This window comes from Marinobacterium profundum, from assembly GCF_001528745.1.
Taxonomy (GTDB): Bacteria; Pseudomonadota; Gammaproteobacteria; order Pseudomonadales; family Balneatricaceae; genus Marinobacterium_A; species Marinobacterium_A profundum.
This window is the reverse complement of the sequence record NZ_BCNS01000100.1, coordinates 25,230-42,352: the sequence shown is the minus strand read 5'-3', so window position 1 is coordinate 42,352 and position 17,123 is coordinate 25,230. Positions and strand designations below refer to the sequence as shown.

15 protein-coding genes are annotated in these 17,123 nt (G+C 57.9%); 3 read left to right on the top strand and 12 right to left on the bottom strand.

Annotated elements, in window-relative coordinates:
- Positions 1-44 precede the first annotated feature (44 nt).
- Complete coding sequence (betA, locus tag MPRO_RS08925; protein ID WP_067290621.1) at positions 45-1,727, top strand: choline dehydrogenase; 1,683 nt, start codon at positions 45-47, stop codon at positions 1,725-1,727.
- 42 nt (positions 1,728-1,769) lie between these two features.
- Here the strand turns inward: betA and MPRO_RS08920 are convergent, their stop codons facing one another.
- Both MPRO_RS08920 and betI read right to left on the bottom strand, forming a co-directional pair.
- Positions 1,770-2,468: a haloacid dehalogenase type II gene (locus tag MPRO_RS08920; RefSeq protein WP_067290615.1), complete on the bottom strand. Its 699-nt coding sequence runs from the start codon at positions 2,466-2,468 to the stop codon at positions 1,770-1,772.
- A gap of 32 nt (positions 2,469-2,500) precedes the next feature.
- The gene (gene betI, locus MPRO_RS08915) at positions 2,501-3,085 is read right to left on the bottom strand and encodes a transcriptional regulator BetI (protein ID WP_067290613.1); all 585 of its coding nucleotides are present in this window, start codon (positions 3,083-3,085) and stop codon (positions 2,501-2,503) included.
- 308 nt (positions 3,086-3,393) lie between these two features.
- Between betI and MPRO_RS08910 the strand changes: the two genes are divergently transcribed.
- Positions 3,394-4,524 carry a BCCT family transporter gene (locus MPRO_RS08910; protein ID WP_067290610.1) on the top strand — a complete coding sequence of 377 codons (1,131 nt, stop codon included), beginning with the start codon at positions 3,394-3,396 and terminating at the stop codon, positions 4,522-4,524.
- A gap of 21 nt (positions 4,525-4,545) precedes the next feature.
- On the opposite strand, the gene MPRO_RS08905 is transcribed toward MPRO_RS08910, so the two are convergent.
- The 4 genes from MPRO_RS08905 to gcl form a co-directional block, all read right to left on the bottom strand.
- Positions 4,546-5,496, bottom strand: coding sequence for an urea transporter (locus MPRO_RS08905; protein ID WP_158651778.1), 951 nt, complete (start codon positions 5,494-5,496; stop codon positions 4,546-4,548).
- Positions 5,497-6,164: 668 nt separating this feature from the next.
- Positions 6,165-7,052 carry a 2-hydroxy-3-oxopropionate reductase gene (locus tag MPRO_RS08900; protein WP_067290607.1) on the bottom strand — a complete coding sequence of 296 codons (888 nt, stop codon included), beginning with the start codon at positions 7,050-7,052 and terminating at the stop codon, positions 6,165-6,167.
- 60 nt (positions 7,053-7,112) lie between these two features.
- Positions 7,113-7,895 (bottom strand): hydroxypyruvate isomerase, encoded by a 783-nt coding sequence (gene hyi, locus MPRO_RS08895; protein WP_067290606.1) that lies wholly within the window; start codon positions 7,893-7,895, stop codon positions 7,113-7,115.
- A gap of 54 nt (positions 7,896-7,949) precedes the next feature.
- Positions 7,950-9,725: a glyoxylate carboligase gene (gene gcl / locus MPRO_RS08890; RefSeq protein WP_067290605.1), complete on the bottom strand. Its 1,776-nt coding sequence runs from the start codon at positions 9,723-9,725 to the stop codon at positions 7,950-7,952.
- A 459-nt stretch (positions 9,726-10,184) separates the two neighbouring features.
- Between gcl and MPRO_RS08885 the strand changes: the two genes are divergently transcribed.
- Entirely contained in the window at positions 10,185-10,619 is a 435-nt protein-coding gene (locus tag MPRO_RS08885; RefSeq protein WP_067290604.1) for a GlcG/HbpS family heme-binding protein, read from the top strand.
- A 79-nt stretch (positions 10,620-10,698) separates the two neighbouring features.
- Here the strand turns inward: MPRO_RS08885 and MPRO_RS08880 are convergent, their stop codons facing one another.
- The 6 genes from MPRO_RS08880 to alc form a co-directional block, all read right to left on the bottom strand.
- The gene (locus MPRO_RS08880; protein ID WP_067290603.1) at positions 10,699-11,322 is read right to left on the bottom strand and encodes a TetR/AcrR family transcriptional regulator; all 624 of its coding nucleotides are present in this window, start codon (positions 11,320-11,322) and stop codon (positions 10,699-10,701) included.
- A gap of 234 nt (positions 11,323-11,556) precedes the next feature.
- Positions 11,557-13,062, bottom strand: a complete 1,506-nt coding sequence (locus MPRO_RS08875) for a nucleobase:cation symporter-2 family protein (RefSeq protein WP_067290601.1) — start codon at positions 13,060-13,062, stop codon at positions 11,557-11,559.
- Between the two features lie 275 nt (positions 13,063-13,337).
- A complete protein-coding gene (locus tag MPRO_RS08870) occupies positions 13,338-14,060 on the bottom strand; it encodes an outer membrane protein OmpK (protein ID WP_067290599.1) in 723 nt (240 codons plus the stop codon).
- A gap of 208 nt (positions 14,061-14,268) precedes the next feature.
- The gene (locus MPRO_RS08865; RefSeq protein ID WP_067290596.1) at positions 14,269-15,474 is read right to left on the bottom strand and encodes a urate hydroxylase PuuD; all 1,206 of its coding nucleotides are present in this window, start codon (positions 15,472-15,474) and stop codon (positions 14,269-14,271) included.
- Positions 15,475-15,615: 141 nt separating this feature from the next.
- Entirely contained in the window at positions 15,616-16,116 is a 501-nt protein-coding gene (locus tag MPRO_RS08860) for an ureidoglycolate lyase (protein WP_067290592.1), read from the bottom strand.
- A gap of 11 nt (positions 16,117-16,127) precedes the next feature.
- Entirely contained in the window at positions 16,128-17,123 is a 996-nt protein-coding gene (gene alc, locus MPRO_RS08855) for an allantoicase (RefSeq protein WP_067290888.1), read from the bottom strand.

The window sequence follows — 17,123 nt, the reverse complement described above, 5'->3', positions numbered from 1 at the left end:
GTTGCGGGTTGTCCAGAACAGCACTGTCGGTCACGGGAGAGCGCATGACACAGCAGAAGTACGACTACATCATCATCGGTGCGGGTTCCGCCGGCTGTGTGCTGGCCAATCGTCTGACCGAGAGCGGCAAGCATCAGGTGCTGCTGATCGAGGCGGGTGGCAGTGACAAGAGCATCTTTATTCAGATGCCCACGGCGCTGTCCTATCCGATGAACTCGCCCAAATACAGCTGGCCGTTTGAGTCCGAGCAGGAACCCGGTATCGACAACCGCCGCCTGCATTGTCCGCGGGGCCGGGTGCTGGGAGGCTCTTCGTCCATCAACGGCATGGTGTATGTGCGCGGCCATGCCTGTGATTTCGATCAGTGGGAAGAGCAGGGCGTGAAGGGCTGGGGTTATCAGCAGTGTCTGCCGTACTTCAAGCGGGCCGAGACCTGGTCCGGCGGCGCCGATGACTACCGTGGTGGCAGCGGCCCGCTGTCGACTTGCAATGGCAACGAGATGCGTCTCAACCCGCTGTATCAGACCTTTATCGACGCAGGCGTTGAGGCCGGCTACCCGGATACGGCGGACTATAACGGTTATCGCCAGGAAGGTTTCGGGCCCATGCACATGACCGTCAAGAACGGCGTACGGGCGTCCACCTCCAATGCCTATTTGCGTGAAGCGATGAAACGACCGAATCTGCATCTGGTATCCCGTGCGATCACCCACCGGGTGCTGCTGCAGGGCAAACGCGCTATAGGAGTGGAATACAGCGTTGCTGGCAAAACACAGACGGCCATGGCGGCTATAGAGGTGATTTTGTCGGCGGGCTCTGTGGGGTCGCCGATGCTGCTGCAGCTGTCGGGTATAGGGCCGCGTGAGGTGCTGGAGCAGGCCGGTGTGGCGCTGCAGCATGAACTGCCGGGTGTCGGCGAGAATCTGCAGGATCACCTGGAGGTGTATTTCCAGTACCGCTGCAAACAGCCGATTTCACTTAACGGCAAGCTCGGGCTTATCAGCAAGGGCCTGATCGGCACCCGCTGGCTGATGTTCAAGAGTGGCCTGGGAGCGACCAATCACTTTGAATCCTGTGCCTTTATTCGCTCGCGCGCCGGGCTGAAATGGCCGGATGTGCAGTACCACTTCCTGCCGGCGGCCATGCGCTACGATGGTCAGGCGGCATTCGATGGTCATGGTTTCCAGGTGCATGTGGGGCCCAACAAGCCAGCCAGCCGCGGTCATATTCGCATTCGCTCGGCCGACCCTAAAGACACACCGAGCATTCAGTTCAATTACCTGCAGGCCGAGCAGGATATTATCGACTGGCGTGCGGTTATCCGCCTGACCCGCGAGATCATTGCCCAGCCGGCATTTGATGCCTACCGCGGTGACGAGATTCAGCCGGGCAAGGATATCCAGAGCGATGCGCAGATTGATGCCTGGGTGCGACAGAATGTGGAGAGTGCCTATCACCCGTCCTGTACCTGCAAAATGGGTGCGGATGATGATGCCATGGCGGTGCTGGATGCGCAGTGCCGAGTGCGTGGCCTGGAAGCGCTGCGGGTGGTGGATTCGTCCATTTTCCCGACGGTTACCAACGGCAATCTCAACGCACCGACAATAATGGTGGCGGAAAAAGCGGCCGACATTATTCTTGGCAAAGCGCCCTTGCCGGATGCCGGTGTGGATGTCTGGATAGACCCGCAGTGGCAGCAGCAGCAGCGTTTGAACCCGCCAGCCTAGCTGACGGGTTTCTCAGGTTGGCGCTGCGTGACGCAGCAGTCTTCAGGGCGCCTGCCAGCGCGCAATGATCTGATCGACAAGCTCGGTCAGATCCGCGGCGCTAAAGTCCGGCACTGGCACGCCTGCTGCGGGTAACATCGCATTGTGGGGGCGTGTCACCAGAGCACCGTAACCGCCCGCGGCCTGGGCACCCAGCGTATCCCACAAATGACAGGCGACCAGGCACAGGTCCGATGTCTCCACCCCCATCTGCGTTGCCACAAGACGGTAGCATTCAGGCGCCGGCTTGAATTTCTGTACAGACTCAACACTGAATGACTGTTCGAAAAACTCGCTAATACCTGCGCGTTCCAGTGGCGTGGGCGAGGTTGCGCTGGCCGAGTTGGTGAGTGTCACCAGCCTGAAACCCGCATCGCGCAGGCGGCTGAGCGCCGGCACTACATCGGGATGGGCCGGCATGCTATTCATGCACTGTTTCAGTTCATCAATGTCGCCATCGGTAATGGCTACCCCATGGATGCTGGCCAGCATGCGCAGGCTTCCCACGGCCAGTTCGCCAAAGGGTGTGTAGAGATCTGAAAGGGTCATTGCCTGGGAATAGAGGATCAGTTGCGCAAACCAGTCTCTGAATACCCGGTCGTCGCCAAAGATGCGTTCAAACAGAGGCCCGAGGGTGGTGATATCCAGCAGGGTTTCGTTTACATCAAAGACAATGACAGGCGCAGTGGTGTCCTTGGGCATGGGGGGGCTCCTCTTTCGGTGTGTTTGCCGGGTCAGACGTCTTCGTGCAGCAGGCGTGCCAGCGTCTGGTGCGCCAGACGTCGAGCGGTGGATGAGTCTGAGGTGAGGCTCGCCAGGGCACAGTTTATCCACAGGCCATCGATCAGGGAGGCCAGCAGCAGCGCGGCATCCCGGGCTTCATCGGCGGGCAGCAATTCGCGAAAGTTGTGCAGCAGATTGGAGCGCATGCGGGCACCGCGTATGCCGGACAGCCGTTGCAGGGCGGTATCGTGGGGCGTTTCGGCCCAGAACGCCAGCCAGCAGGTGACCACTTCAGGGGCAAACTGCTCGGCGGAAAAGTTGCCATCAATGATGGCCGCAATACGTTCCCGGGGCGAGTTGGCGCGGCTCCAGTCGCTGTAGATTCCATCGGTAAGCTGACGCATCAGCTGGCGCATGGTTTCAGCCAGCAGGTCGCTCTTGCCGTCGAAATAGTGATGAATAATGCCGGTGGAAACCCCCGCGATCTTGCTGATCTTCGCCACAGTGGTATTGGCGTAACCGTGCTGATGAATGGCGGCGGCTGTGGCTTCAATCAGCTGCTTGCGTCGAATCGGCTGCATTCCAACCTTGGGCATGTCGGTTCCTTGTAGCGAGTGACACCTGGGCGGACATGATCGTTGTTTTTGGCGAGCGCTTCAACAGCGCAGTCCAGACGCCCAGTGTAATCGGATGTCGTTATGGGGATGGCAGACGGCGTTTCTCGAGCTGCATTCGGGTCTGTTTTACTGGATATTTAACTTAATTAATCGTTCAATAAAAAATAAAACAGATGGCCAGGGTGCAGCAGGGCAGATAGGGCGCGTGCCGCAAGGTGGCGTTGGGGCGATGCCATGTCGCCCGTCGGGCCAGGGGTTGTGTCGCTTGTTGTCCAGAGGGCTCGAGTATGAATGCTGTTCTATCGGTCGCCATTATCGCGGCCTTGCTGCTGGTGGTTGTTATTCTGGTGCGCTGGGGGCGCATGCGCTGCGAAGGCCCCATGCCCACATCACTGTTTGCCTTTATGGCGATTCTCTTTACCTCCGGGCTCGATGTCGGGCTGATCATGTTTCCCCTGGGCGAGTTTCCGGTTTATGCCAGTGAATCGGCCTATGCCTTCACCAACCCCCTGGCGATTGAGTTCGGCTTCTGGGGTTTTCTGGTCTGGGCCTTTTACTTTCTAACCACCTTTTATTTTGTAATCGTTGAGCCGCGACTCAAACTGTTTGAAATTCCGCTGATCAAGTTCGTCAATAATCTGGTGATTATAGGTACCTGTGCCTTTACCGGATTCCTCTTCCTGAGCTACCTGCCGGACTATGCGCAGGGCATTTCCACACCGCTGAGGTACGGCCTCACTGCACTGGTGGTGCTGCTGGCGGTCTTCTCAAGCTCGGACGTAAGGTACGTGAAATGGCTGAGCATAGGCTCAACCTGGCTCTTCTTCGGCCTTATCGGGCTGCTGGCCGTGAATGCTGGTATGAAGCCTGCGGCGCTGTCCGACAGCCTGGTGCTGATGGGGGATTACTTCGCCAATCTGCAGCACTTTGTGACACCTCTGAGTGACTATCATGCCTTCTATCTGTTCTGGTGGTTTTCTTGGAGCATCATGATTGGCCAGTTTGTTGCCCGCTTTGTCGGTGGCCTGCCGGCCTGGCAGCTGTGTCTGGCGATGCTGGTGATCCCCTCTATTCCCATTGCCATCTGGTTCTCGGTACTCTATTTCTACTTCGAACAGGCATTGGTGATGAGTACGCTGCTCAAGACCTCGATGCTGGTGGTTGGGGTCATCTTTGTGGTCAATTCGCTGGATTCCCTGATCCGGCTCTACACCACCAACCTCGATATCACCGTGGAGCGTTTCGGGTTCTATCCTTACCTTATTGGCAACTGGTTGCTGATGTATGGCCTGGTGCTGCTGTTTCAGTTCACGCCGCTGAAGATCGAGTGGATCGGGCTGGTGGTCATTGGACTTTACGCCGCAGTCTGCCTGCTGATGCTGCGGCCTTCGGCCCGCTTGAGCCTGATGCGCACTTGAACAGGTAGAGCGGACCTGCCGTCAGGGAGATAGGGTGTTTCGCTTTTGCTGTTGCCTTTGCAGGATGCTGGCCAGTATCACAATCAGCCAGCAGGCAAGTACAAAGGGGGCGGTGAAGGCCGGCAGTCCGATGATGCCGAACAGGGGCTGCAATACTGTTGCCAGCACTACGCCGGCGGCGATGATGGCCGGCTGGCGAGGGAAGCGCTGCAGTAACGCCAAGGCGGCCAGGGCGCCGTTATAGCCGAACAAGCCGGCGGCAATCGCCTGGGGCGAGAACAGCGGGGTGTCGGCAAGAGCGCTGCACAGGCTGGCAACCAGGCTGCCAAGCAGTGCGCCACCCAGGCCCCAAAGTGCATTGCGCGGTGCTGATAGCGCCAGCGCCGCCAGTATCAGCAACCCGGCTGGCAGCGATTCCAGAAAAAACACCTGACCGAGTCCGCGCACTACTCCAGCACTCCACTGCAGCAGTGTTATCGCGCCCGTGACGGCATCATCCGTTGCTGTACCAAGGGCTGCAGTATCCGGAATAGCGGTGTTCGGCAGCAACTCCAGCATTGCAGCCAGCAGCCAGGCACACCAGCTCATCAGTATAAAAGCACTGGTATAGGGCGGGATGCGCCAGCGTCGAATCTGCAGCTGCACCAGGGGCGCGCTTAAGGCAGAAAACGCGAGGATACAGGTGACGCTGAACCACGACTGTCCTAGCAACAGGTTCAGCGCCAGCCCCAGCAGGGCGCCGTTAAAACCGAAGTAGCCGGCGCGCATCATGGCGCTATCGGCCCTGATCAGGCGGGCGCCGAGCAGGGCGCCGCCCCAGCCCAGCAAACTGCCAAGTAGCGCCGTGATGGATTCCAGGCCAATGGCCAGCAGGATCAGCGCGCCACAGCCACGGTGTGACTGAAACAGGATCTGACTAAAACTGTGCAGCAGCATATCGAGCCCGCAGGCCAGGGTAAGTCTTGTGCTCAAGATAGGTGTTTCCGACAAAAAGGCTGCCAGCTGGTGGGTTATCAATGCTCTGGAATCAGGCCGGGGATTATTGATGCAAGCCCGAGTCCGGATTATTGAGTGTTCAGGGTTCAAGGTTCAATATTTAAAGATTGGAGTTGATGTGTAACCTACTGAAAAAATGGATCAGGGCTCAGAATCAAGCCGGCAACGGACGTCGGCCTTTTCTGGCAGACCAGCCCTGACCCCAAATAGATGAAGGGCACCGGATAAACCGGGTCCCTTCAGCCGTGAACAAGGTTTGTATATCACCCGCAGAGTGATCTCCTACGCAGGTTGCAGGAGCTCGGTCTGCGGATAAATCGACTTATTTCTCGCGAATGCTGTGGTTGGCATCTGCTCCAGGGTTTTGATCATGGCTGCCGTGGTTAAACCCCAGTTTTCGCCTTTCAGTCGCGGATTGAATGATTGGCCATATGTTCCAGGGCCTTGAACATCGCCGCCGTGGTTAAACCCCAGTTTTCGCTTTTCAGTCGCGGATCGAATGATTGGCCATATGTTCCAGGGCTTTGATCATGGCTGCCGTGGTTAAACTCCAGTTTTCGCCTTTCAGTCGCGGATCGAATGATTAGCCATATGTTCCAGGGCCTTGAACATCGCCGCCGTGGTTAAGCCCCAGTTTTCGCTTTTCAGTCGCGGATCGAATGATTAGCCATATGTTCCAAGGCCTTGATCATGGCCGAGTGATCCCAGTTTTCACCACCGAGTGCTGCGCAGGTGCTGAAATTCTGCTGCGCACTGGCGGTATTGGGCAGGTTGATCTGCAACGCCCGGGCGCCTTCCAGTGCCAGGTTAAGATCCTTCTGGTGCAGGCTGATTCTGAAGCCCGGATCGAAGGTGCCCTTGACCATGCGCTCGCCGTGTACTTCCAGGATCTTGGAGGAAGCAAAACCACCCATCAGAGCTTCACGTACCTTGGCGGGATTGGCACCGGCCTTGGAGGCGAACAGCAGAGCCTCGGAGACAGCCTGGATGTTCAGTGCAACTATGATCTGGTTGGCCACCTTGGTGGTCTGGCCGTCACCGTTGCCACCCACCAGGGTGATATTCTTGCCCATAAGGTCGAACAGCGGTTTGGCGCGCTCAAACGCCGCTTCGCTGCCGCCCACCATGATGGTGAGACTCGCAGCCTTGGCGCCCACTTCGCCGCCGGATACGGGTGCATCCAGGTATTCGGCTCCCGTGGCCTTGATGCGCTCGGCGAACGCCTTGGTGGCGATGGGAGAGATGGAACTCATGTCGATCACGACCTTGCCCGCCGCTGCGCCTTCGGCGACACCGTTTTCACGGAACAGCACGTCTTCAACCTGGGGGGTGTCGGGCACCATCAGAATGATGAACTCGGCTTCCTGGGCGACGTCTTTTGGGGTCGCCAGGGCGACACCGCGCTCACCCAGCAGGTCGGCGGGCGCCGGGTCATGATGTTCCGAGAAAAACAGGGTGTGCCCTGCGTTTTGCAGGTTTTGAGCCATGGGCTTGCCCATGATGCCGGTGCCGATGAATCCGATCTTTGCCATTGTCTATTCTCCTGTCTAATTAAGTACTTAGACTATTAAGTTGTTTGAACTGGAAGCTGCTTAAACGGCATTCATGTCTTTCAGCCAGCTCAGGCCAGCTTCAGTGCTGGTGGCCGGTTTGTATTCGCAGCCAATCCAGCCGTCGTAGCCGATTTGGTCGATAAAACTGAAAATAAAGGGGTAGTTCAGCTCGCCGGTGCCGGGCTCGTGCCGGCCCGGGTTATCGGCCAGCTGAACGTGCGCAATGGCACCGAGGTTGGCCTGCAGCGTCGGGCAGATATCACCCTCCATGATCTGCATATGGTAGATGTCGTACTGCAGATTCAGGTTGTCGCTGCCCACCTGCTCACGGATACGCAGTGCCTGCTGGGTGTTGTTAAGAAAGAAACCGGGGATATCGCGGGTATTGATGGCTTCCATCACCAGACGGATGCCGGCTTGCTTGAGCGTGGCGGCGGCATAGCTGAGGTTTTCCACCAGGGTGGCCTCGGCCAGATCATCACTGACAGCGTCTGGCTGAATGCCAGCGAGGCAGTTGACCTGATCGTTGCCCAGCACCTTGGCGTACTGGATGGCGCGCTCGACGCCCGAGCGGAACTCCTCGATGCGGTCGGGGTGGCAGGCGATACCGCGCTCGCCGGCATTCCAGTCACCGGCGGGCAGGTTGAACAGCACCTGGGTCAGGTTGTTGGCATCGAGTTTCGCGCGGATTTCTGCAGCATCAAAATCGTAGGGGAACAGGTACTCGACGCCGCTAAAGCCGGCTTTGGCGGCGGCGTCGAAGCGCTCGAGAAAGTCGTGCTCGGTGAAGAGCATCGACAGGTTGGCGCAAAAACGTGGCATTTCGTTTACCTCAATGTGCGGTTGTGCGCAGGAGCGCTGCTCCTGCGGTATCGATCAGTCGAGCATGGAGATGGCGGTGGGCGCGTCTATGCCGCGCTCGGCCAGGTCTTCGAACTCGTTGATGGCGTTGATTTCGGTGCCCATGGCGATGTTGGTGACACGCTCCAGCATGATCTCAACCACTACGGGTACACGGTGCTTGTGCATCAGTTCCTTGGCTTGTTGCAAGGCGGCCTGGATCTGCTCCGGATCGCGAACACGAATCGCTTTGCAGCCCAGCCCTTCAACGACGGCGACGTGGTCAACACCGTAGCCTTCGAGTTCAGGGGCGTTCTGGTTCTCGAATGCCAGCTGCACGCAGTAGTCCATGTCAAAGCCGCGCTGCGCCTGGCGAATAAGGCCCAGGTAGGAGTTGTTCACCAGTATGTGAATGTAAGGCAGATTGAACTGCGCACCGACCGCCAGCTCCTCGATCATGAACTGGAAGTCGTAGTCACCTGATAGCGCCACCACCTGACGGGCGGGATCGGCTTTGACGACGCCCAGTGCGGCTGGAATGGTCCAGCCCAGTGGGCCGGCCTGGCCGCAGTTGATCCAGTGGCGTGGCTTGTAGACGTGCAGGAACTGCGCAGCGGCGATTTGTGATAATCCGATGGTGCTGACATAACAGGTGTCCCTGCCAAAGGCTTTGTTCATTTCCTCGTACACGCGCTGCGGTTTGACCGGCACATTGTCGAAGTGGGTCTTGCGCTGCAGGGTACGCTTGCGTTCCTGACATTCCGCCAGCCAGGCACTGCGATCCGCCAGCTTGCCGGCGGCCTTCCATTCGCGGGCAACTTCCAGGAAACGGTCCAGTGCGGCGCCGGCGTCGGACACTATCCCTAAATCCGGCATGAAGACGCGGCCGATCTGGGTTGGTTCTATATCGACGTGGATAAAGCTGCGGTTCTCGGTGTAGACCTCAACGGAGCCGGTGTGGCGGTTGGCCCAGCGGTTGCCGATGCCCAGTACTACATCCGATGCCAGCATGGTGGCGTTGCCGTAACGGTGGGATGTCTGCAGCCCCACCATGCCGACCATCTGTGGGTGATCATCCGGGATGATGCCCCAGCCCATCAGCGTCGGGATAACCGGAATGCCGGTCAGTTCAGCGAACTCGACAAACTTCTCGCAGGCGTCGGCATTGATGATGCCACCACCGGCCACCAGCAGCGGGCGCTCGGCGGCGCTGAGCATGGTCAGCGCTTTCTCGACCTGCTTGCGGGTGGCTGCAGGCCTGGCCTGGGGCAGCGGCTCGTAGGTGTCTATATCAAATTCGATTTCGGCCATCTGTACATCGAATGGCAGGTCGATCAGCACGGGGCCGGGGCGACCGGAGCGCATGATGTGGAATGCCTTCTGGAATACCCAGGGTACCTGGGCCGGTTCCAGTACGGTGGTGGCCCACTTGGTGACAGGGGCTGCGATGCTACTGATATCCACCGCCTGGAAGTCTTCCTTGTGCATGCGTGCACGGGGGGCCTGGCCGGTGATGCACAGAATGGGAATAGAGTCGGCGGAGGCGGAATAGAGGCCGGTGATCATGTCGGTGCCGGCGGGGCCGGAGGTACCGATACAGAGGCCAATGTTACCAGGGTTGGTTCGGGTGTAGCCCTCGGCCATATGGGAGGCGCCTTCAACATGGCGTGCCAGCACATGATCAATACCACCGAGTTTTTTCATGGCGGCATACATCGGGTTGATGGCGGCGCCTGGCAGACCGAAGGCGGTGTCGATGCCTTCGCGCTTGAGTACTTCAATGGCGGCTTCAATCGCTCTCATCTTTGCCATTATATTGTGACCTTTATTTGTTGTTAATTGTGTACAAAATACTTATGACTGATTCTATGCATTAGGCCTACTTAAGGTCAAGCCCCCTTTGACTGAAGGTGAAATTGCGGGCTGCCTGGTAAGTTGTTTTAAAACATGATGTTACGGACTAATACTTTAGTCTGTTACATTTTGTATACAAAAAAATATAAAAAATGTATTGGATTGGTGGTTTTGTTGGGCTATAGATATTGTCTGTTTAAGGTTGGTTTGTATTTTTAATTGTGTTTTTTGTAACCGATCTGTTCGGTACTAGTGCATACAGTCTGGCGTTTTTTCAGTACAGGTCTCTGCTGGCGATCTGTCCCGGGCGCACACCCGACCCATTTCAGGCGGGCAGGACAAGGAGCCCCAGGCAGGGGCTGTCCTGCAGCGTCAACTGATCTTGTTTAACCTTGTAAAACCTTGAGGAGATGTAAAATGTCGACAGTTAATCTGGCAACGGCGCTGAGTATTTGCGCGGCCGCCCTGAGCAAGGGGCGGGAACTTGGAGCGGCGCCCCTGACCGTCGCGGTGCTTGATCAGGCTGGGCGTGTGGTTTCGCTGCAGCGCGAAGACGGTTCCAGCCTGTTGCGGCCCGAGATAGCCACAGCCAAAGCCTGGGGGTCGCTGGCGCTGGGCAAGCCTTCGCGTCTGATTGCGGCGGATGCGGAAAATCGCCCGGCCTTTATAGGTGCGGTGAATACCCTGGCCCAGGGCAACATAGTGCCGGTGGCGGGTGGTGTGCTGGTGCGTGATAACGCCGGCGTTATCGTGGGAGCTGTGGGTATCAGTGGTGATACGTCGGATGTGGATGAGCTGTGCGCCATGGCAGGCGTGGCGGTGAGCGGCTTGCGGGGTGACAACGGCGTCTGATCGACGGCCTGTGAGCTTCTAACAGGCCCGCTGCCCCTGGCAGCGGGCCTGTTTGCGTTCTGGGGGGCCGGTCAGGCTGTTAGGCACTGCTGTGCTCTGGCTGAACTTCGCAGCCTTTGAGCACCAGTCGGGTGATTAGCTCGGCGGCGGCATCATAGTCCCTGGCCTGCAGTTTCTTGCGGCCGGTCACTTCCAGAATTTGCCAGTCGAAGTCCGCGTAGGTCTGGGTCGAGGCCCAGATGGTGAACATCAGGTGCTGCGGATCCACCGCTGCCATGCGGCCATCGGCGATCCACTGGCGTAACCGCTGGATGCTGCGTTCGGCTTCTGTCTTCAGCTGTTCCAGACTGTCAGCAGACAAGTGCGGTGCGCCGTGCATTATCTCGCTGGCGAAGACCTTGGAGGCATCGGCGTGTTCCCGTGAAATACGTACCTTGGCCTTTATATAAGCCCGCAGTGCCAGCTCCGGTTCTTCCTCGCGGTGAAAGGGTGCATAGGCCTGCAGCAGCGGCTCGATAATGCTTTCGAGCACTGCGCGGTACAGGGCCTCCTTGGATTTGAAATAGTAATAGATGTTGGCCTTGGGCAGGCCGGCCTTGTCGGCGATGTCACTGGTCTTGGTGGCGGCAAAGCCCGTGTCGGCGAACACCTGACAGGCGGTCTTGATGATCAGGCGTTTATTGCGTTCGCGAATGCTGGCCATTGAAGCCTGTTCCTTGCTGTGATGCGGGCCCGTCATGGACCTTGGTACTGAGCGCAGCAGGGAGCTAAGTATCGTTGCGTCAGGAGCTGAATCTTACCATTCCGTCCTCCGGCGGCTCAAGGCGCGGCGCTGTGGCAAAAGCAAGGCCGGAATGGATTGGCGCCATCACGCCAAAGACCGAAAGCGCTGCAGGTTGCAGCGCTTTCGGTTGCCTGGAACCGGTGAGTTATCCGGTTAAGAGGCTGTACCGCCCAGAGGCTTGGGGCTGGTGCTGTCGGTCAGCGAATCAGCCCGGGTGGCCTGCTGACTGTCCGTTGTTCTGGACGGGCTGGCATCTTTTGCCGGGTGCTGGTCCGGCAGATCCTCATCGGCGTGCTGGGCAGACTCATCCGGCAGGAACAGGCTCAGGATGATGGCGCTGAAGGCGCCGATGCTGACCGGCGAACCGATGATGTTCTGCAGCGTCTTGGGCAGCTCTTGGAGTACTTCAGGAACCGCTGCGACACCCAGGCCAAGGCCGATGGAAACGGCAACAATCAGCATGTTGCGGCGATTCAGTTCGCACTGGGCAAGGATCTTCACGCCTGCGGTGGCAACGGTGCCGAACATGATCAGAGTGGCGCCACCGAGTACCGGTTTAGGCATCTGCTGCAGAATGCCACCGATGTAGGGGAACAGGCCGAGCAGCGCCAGTATGCCGGCGATGTAGTAGGCCACGCGACGGCTGGCGACACCGGTGAGCTGAATGACACCGTTGTTCTGGCTGAAGGTGGTCATGGGCAGGCTGTTGAGGGCTGCGGCCATGGCGGAGTTAAAGCCGTCGGCCAGAACGCCGGACTTGATGCGGTTCAGGTAGATGGGGCCCTTGACTGGCTGGCTCGATACGATGGAGTTGGCGGTCAGGTCGCCGGTGGTTTCAATCGCGGTGACTACATAGATTACAGCCAGGGAAACAAAGGCGGCAATATCAAACGAGAAACCGTACTTGAACGGCTGCGGTATGGTCAGTAGCGGCAGATCCGACAGACCACTGAAGTCGACGCGACCCAGGGTCCAGGCAACACAGAAGCCGACCAGCAGTCCGACAATCACGGCGCTGAGGCGAATCATCGGGTTGTTGAAACGGTTCATGATGATAATGGTTGCGAGCACCAGGCCGCCGAGGCCGAGGTTCTCAAGCGAGCCAAAGTCTTTGGCGCCAAAGCCGCCCGCCAGATCGGTCATGCCCACCTTGATCAGCGACAGGCCGATAATGGTAATCACGGTACCGGTGACCACGGGAGTGATAACCCGACCCAGGCGATGAATAAAGCGGCTCAGGAAAACTTCCACAAAAGCGGCGAGAAAGCAGACGCCAAAGATGGTCGACAGAATCTCGTCGGGGCCACCGCCTGCACTCTTGACGATAAAACCGACACTGAGGATGGTGCTGAGGAAGGCGAAGCTGGTGCCCTGTACGCAGAGCAGGCCGGAACCGATGGGGCCAATACGGCGCGCCTGAATAAAGGTGCCGACACCAGAGACGACCAGTGCCATGCTCACCAGGTAAGGCACTTCGCTGCCCAGACCCAGCACGCCGCCGACAATCAGGGTAGGGGTGATGATGCCGATAAAGCTGGCGAGCACGTGCTGCAGCGCTGCAAAGAATGCCGGGCCGAAGGTCGGGGTATCCTCAAGGTGATAGATAAGATCGTGATTGGTTTTGGGGCTTGCCTTTGCCCCTGTGGTTTTTGCGGTCATGGTAAGTGCCTACCCTAGTTATTGTTATGAAGAGCTGGTTGTGGCGAGGGCCGTAACCGTCGCGAGATAACGGGTTTTGACAATGCTGACTAGTTGGTCAGGTAGTGACCAATATAGGGGATGGAAAAATTAATGTCTATAATAATTCAGAATAATGTACACAATTTTAACTTGTCGCGTAATCAGACTGAATGGGCGCTCGCCCCGTCTGTGGTCGCTGATCCGTCGTTATCGCCAGGCGCAGGAGCGCCTGACAACAACGACGAAATGCTCGATCAGAAATGCCATTTTAGCAGTAGGGAGGCATTGCGCTCGTTACGGTCCTGAATGCCAAACTTGTTGTTCCAGTGGGAATACTCCATTCCGACGTACAGTGGTGCCTTTAATCCCAGATGCTTGCCGGCATTCCACTTCAGCTGCGGGGTGAAGTTCATCTCAGAGGCATTGGTATCTGAGCTGCTGGACCAGTCCAGGAAGCCATCAAGCAGGAAGTCGGCATTGTCGATGCTGAAGGGATAAGCCCAGCTCAGAGTGAGCTGCTCGTCGTCGTCCCACTTGTCATTGCTGGCCTTGTACAGATTCAGGTTGAAGTAGCGAAAACCCGGTACCTTAAGTGCAAATCCTATTCCATAGAGCTGGTTGTCGAAACCATCCCCCATCTCCCAGGTGCCGGCCAGCAGTACATCCTGGATGGGGCCGGCGTTCAGATCCCTACCGCTGAGTGACGACAGACTCAGGCGGGGCGCAAATTCGCCATAGAAGGTACTGTCGCGCTCGTCTGGCATCAGACGATCAATGAACAGAAAGGTATCTCCCCAGCTGTGTCCGCTGGCGTGCTCAAAGGTGACGGTCTCCATCTTGCCGCTGGGAGTCACGACTTCGTAATCACGGCCATTAAGGTAGCTAAGGCTGAAGTCGCTCCAGAGCATTTCGGCACTGGCGGAGCCGGCAAGGGTGCTACCCAGCATGAGGGCGAGGATATTTCTTTTGCGGATCATCAGCTGTCCTTATTGTTGTTGTGTTTACAGGTTTTTCATGAATATTCGGTCTGAATTTCGTATGCACTTATATTTTTATATGGATACAAATTGGGCTGTTTTTTTGTGTTTCGAGGGATCTGAACCTTTGCTAGGTAGCGGGGGAACACAAAAAAGCCACCCTGACGAGAGTCGGGGCGGCTGAGGGAATTGCAGTAATTCTGGGTTGTTACTCGGTGGGTGCGCCTGCGGCAATCCAGTTGCCGAGCAGGTTGCGTTCTTCCTGGGTCATATTGGTGATATTGCCCAGCGGCATTATATTGCTGGCAACAGCCTGGGCATGGATACGCGAGGCCAGCTGCTTGATCTGGCCGGGTTCATCCATGATAACGCCTCCGGGTGCGGTGCTGAAGGCCGGGCTGGAGGGCGTGGCGGAATGGCAGCTGGCGCAGCGCTGCTGAATCACATTGTATACGGCGTCGAACTTCACGCTCTGAACCGCGGCGGGTCGGCCGCTAGCGGTTTCAACGCTTGTCGGCGCTGTATCCGGCTTGGTGACAAAGGCCAGGGCAACCATGCCCAGCGCAGCGGCTGGCAGGGTCCAGGCCAGTTTCTGGCTTTCGTGACGGGTGTTGAAGTAATGGCGAACCAGTACACTCAGTACCGCCAGAGCTGCCAGAATCATCCAGTTGGATGCGCTGCCATAGGTGCTCGGGAAATGGTTGCTGATCATGATGAACAGCACAGGCAGTGTCAGGTAGTTGTTATGACGCGAGCGCAGCAGGGCCTTGGCTGGCAGTGTTGGGTCGGGCTCGCGCTTGGCTTCAATGGCGCCTACCAGAGCACGCTGCCCCGGCATGATGACGCGAAATACGTTACCCACCATCATGGTGCCTATAATGGCGCCCACGTGGATAAAGGCACCGCGACCGCTGAACACCAGGCTCAGGCCCCAGGCGGCACCGATGAGCAATACGAACAGCAGGGCGCCGAGCAGGGCAGGCTGCTTGCCAAGGGCTGAGTCGCACAGGAAATCATAGATAAACCAGCCTGCAATCAGTGCACCCACGCCTATGGCAATGGCGGTGGTCGGGTTCATGTCTGAGCCCGGTGCAACCAGATAGAGGTCGGCATTCAGATAGAACACTATGGTCAGCAGCGCCATGCCGCTGAGCCAGGTGGCGTAGGCTTCCCACTTGAACCAGTGCAGCTCTTCCGGCATTTTCGGTGGCGCCAGCTTGTACTTTTCCAGGTGGTAAATGCCGCCGCCATGGATGGCCCAGAGATCGCCGGACAGGCCTTCACGGGGATTGCTGCGGTCAAGATGGTTTTCGAGCCAGACGAAGTAGAAAGACGCTCCGATCCAGGCAATGCCTACGATCATGTGTACCCAGCGGGCGGTCAGGTTGAGCCATTCAGTAATATGCGGATCCATAATTCGCTCCTCAGATGCACCGGCCCCGGGGGGCCAGTGACTGAACCTGGGTAACTGCTCAGTACGCTCTGGGGCGACTGCTTCCCGGCTCCAAATTGCTGCTAGTTGTGGTTAATAGTTGAGTTTTTGGTGCTCTAAATTTCAGAGCTCTGGGTCGAGCATTATTTCTTCGCTGTCGGCAAAGAAAAATTCGTCACAGTTGTTGCCGGGCCCGGCACGGTCGACCACCAGAAATTCGTCCTGATCGGTCAGTGCCAGAATCGGGTGGTGCCAGACGCCTGGGCGATAGTTCACGCCCTGGGTACCGTCGCTGTAAAAGGCACGCAACTGGGATGATGTCAGATCATCCCCCGGTGGCGCCACCAGAATCAGAAACGGATTGCCACGCATCGGAATAAAGGCCTGGCTGCCCAAGGGGTGACGTTCCATCATGCGTACCCGCAGGGGCATGGGGAGTGTCTGAGCCCGGAAAATACTGATAATCGGCGTGCCCTCGTTGCCGGTTTCCACCTCGGCCAGACGATGGTAACGGCGCGTGGAGCCATTGTTGATCATGAAAAAATCATGACCCTCGCTGCCGATCAGATCTCCGAAGGGGGCGAAGGCCTCCGGGTTCAGGGTTTCAATCTTTAACCTCTGCATGGCGACGGGCCTCAGGCTTTCTTGGCGATGCGGCCGAGCAGGCGCAGCCGGCTCACACCACCATCGGGGAAGATGTTCAGGCGCACATGCGTAACCGGGCCAAGATCCTTGATCTGGGCTGCGAAGCTGTGTTCCTGGTGCATTTCCAGTTTCTGCGAGGGAAGCAGTTCACGCCAGTACAGGCTGCGTGCCTCGATCTGGGAGTCGGTGCCACCTTCAACATAGGCCGCCTGAATAGAGCAGCTGTCCGGGTAGTTGCCCTTGAAGTGGAGGGTATCGACCACTATCTGTTCGATTTCACCGGGGTGACCCAGGGCGATGATAACCCAGTCATTGCCCGGTGTGCGGCGACGGGCGGTTTCCCAGCCATCCCCCATATTGATACCGCGGCCAGGGTTGAGGATATTGCTCATGCGACCGAAGTGCTCGTCGCTGCAAGCCAGGGCGCGGCCGCCATTCAGGGCCGAGGCCAGGTCGACCTGTTCGCTGCTGTTATGTGCACTCCAGTCGCGGAAGGGTACGCCGTAAACGCGCAGACGGGCCACGCCGCCATCGGGGTAGATGTTAAGACGCAGGTGCGTCCAGGCGCGGCCATCGGCAATGGCGTGCAGGTGATGGCTGTTGCCCTGCAGCTCGACCGAGGTCAGTATCTCTTCCCAGCGGCTGTCTTCATTGGGTTCGCCTTCGGCGCAGAAGCAGGCGTCGATAGAAGCGGACGGCGGGAAGTTGCCGGTGAAAAAGCTGGTGTCTATATCGAAACCCTTGATGGTGCCGGGCACGCCAAGGCGGATTACGGCGGAGTCGTAACCTTCAAAGCGTTTGCGGCGGGATTCCCAGCCATCCATCCATTTGCCGTTATCATCGAATACGCCTTCTTTCCACACAGCCGCATCCGGCTGGAACAGGCGGTTCACGTCGGCAAACCAGTCGTCAGTGACGGAGATGGCCTTGGTGCCCAGGCGCGCGTCGGCCAGGTTGATGTACTTGTCGAAATTCTCTGTGCTCAT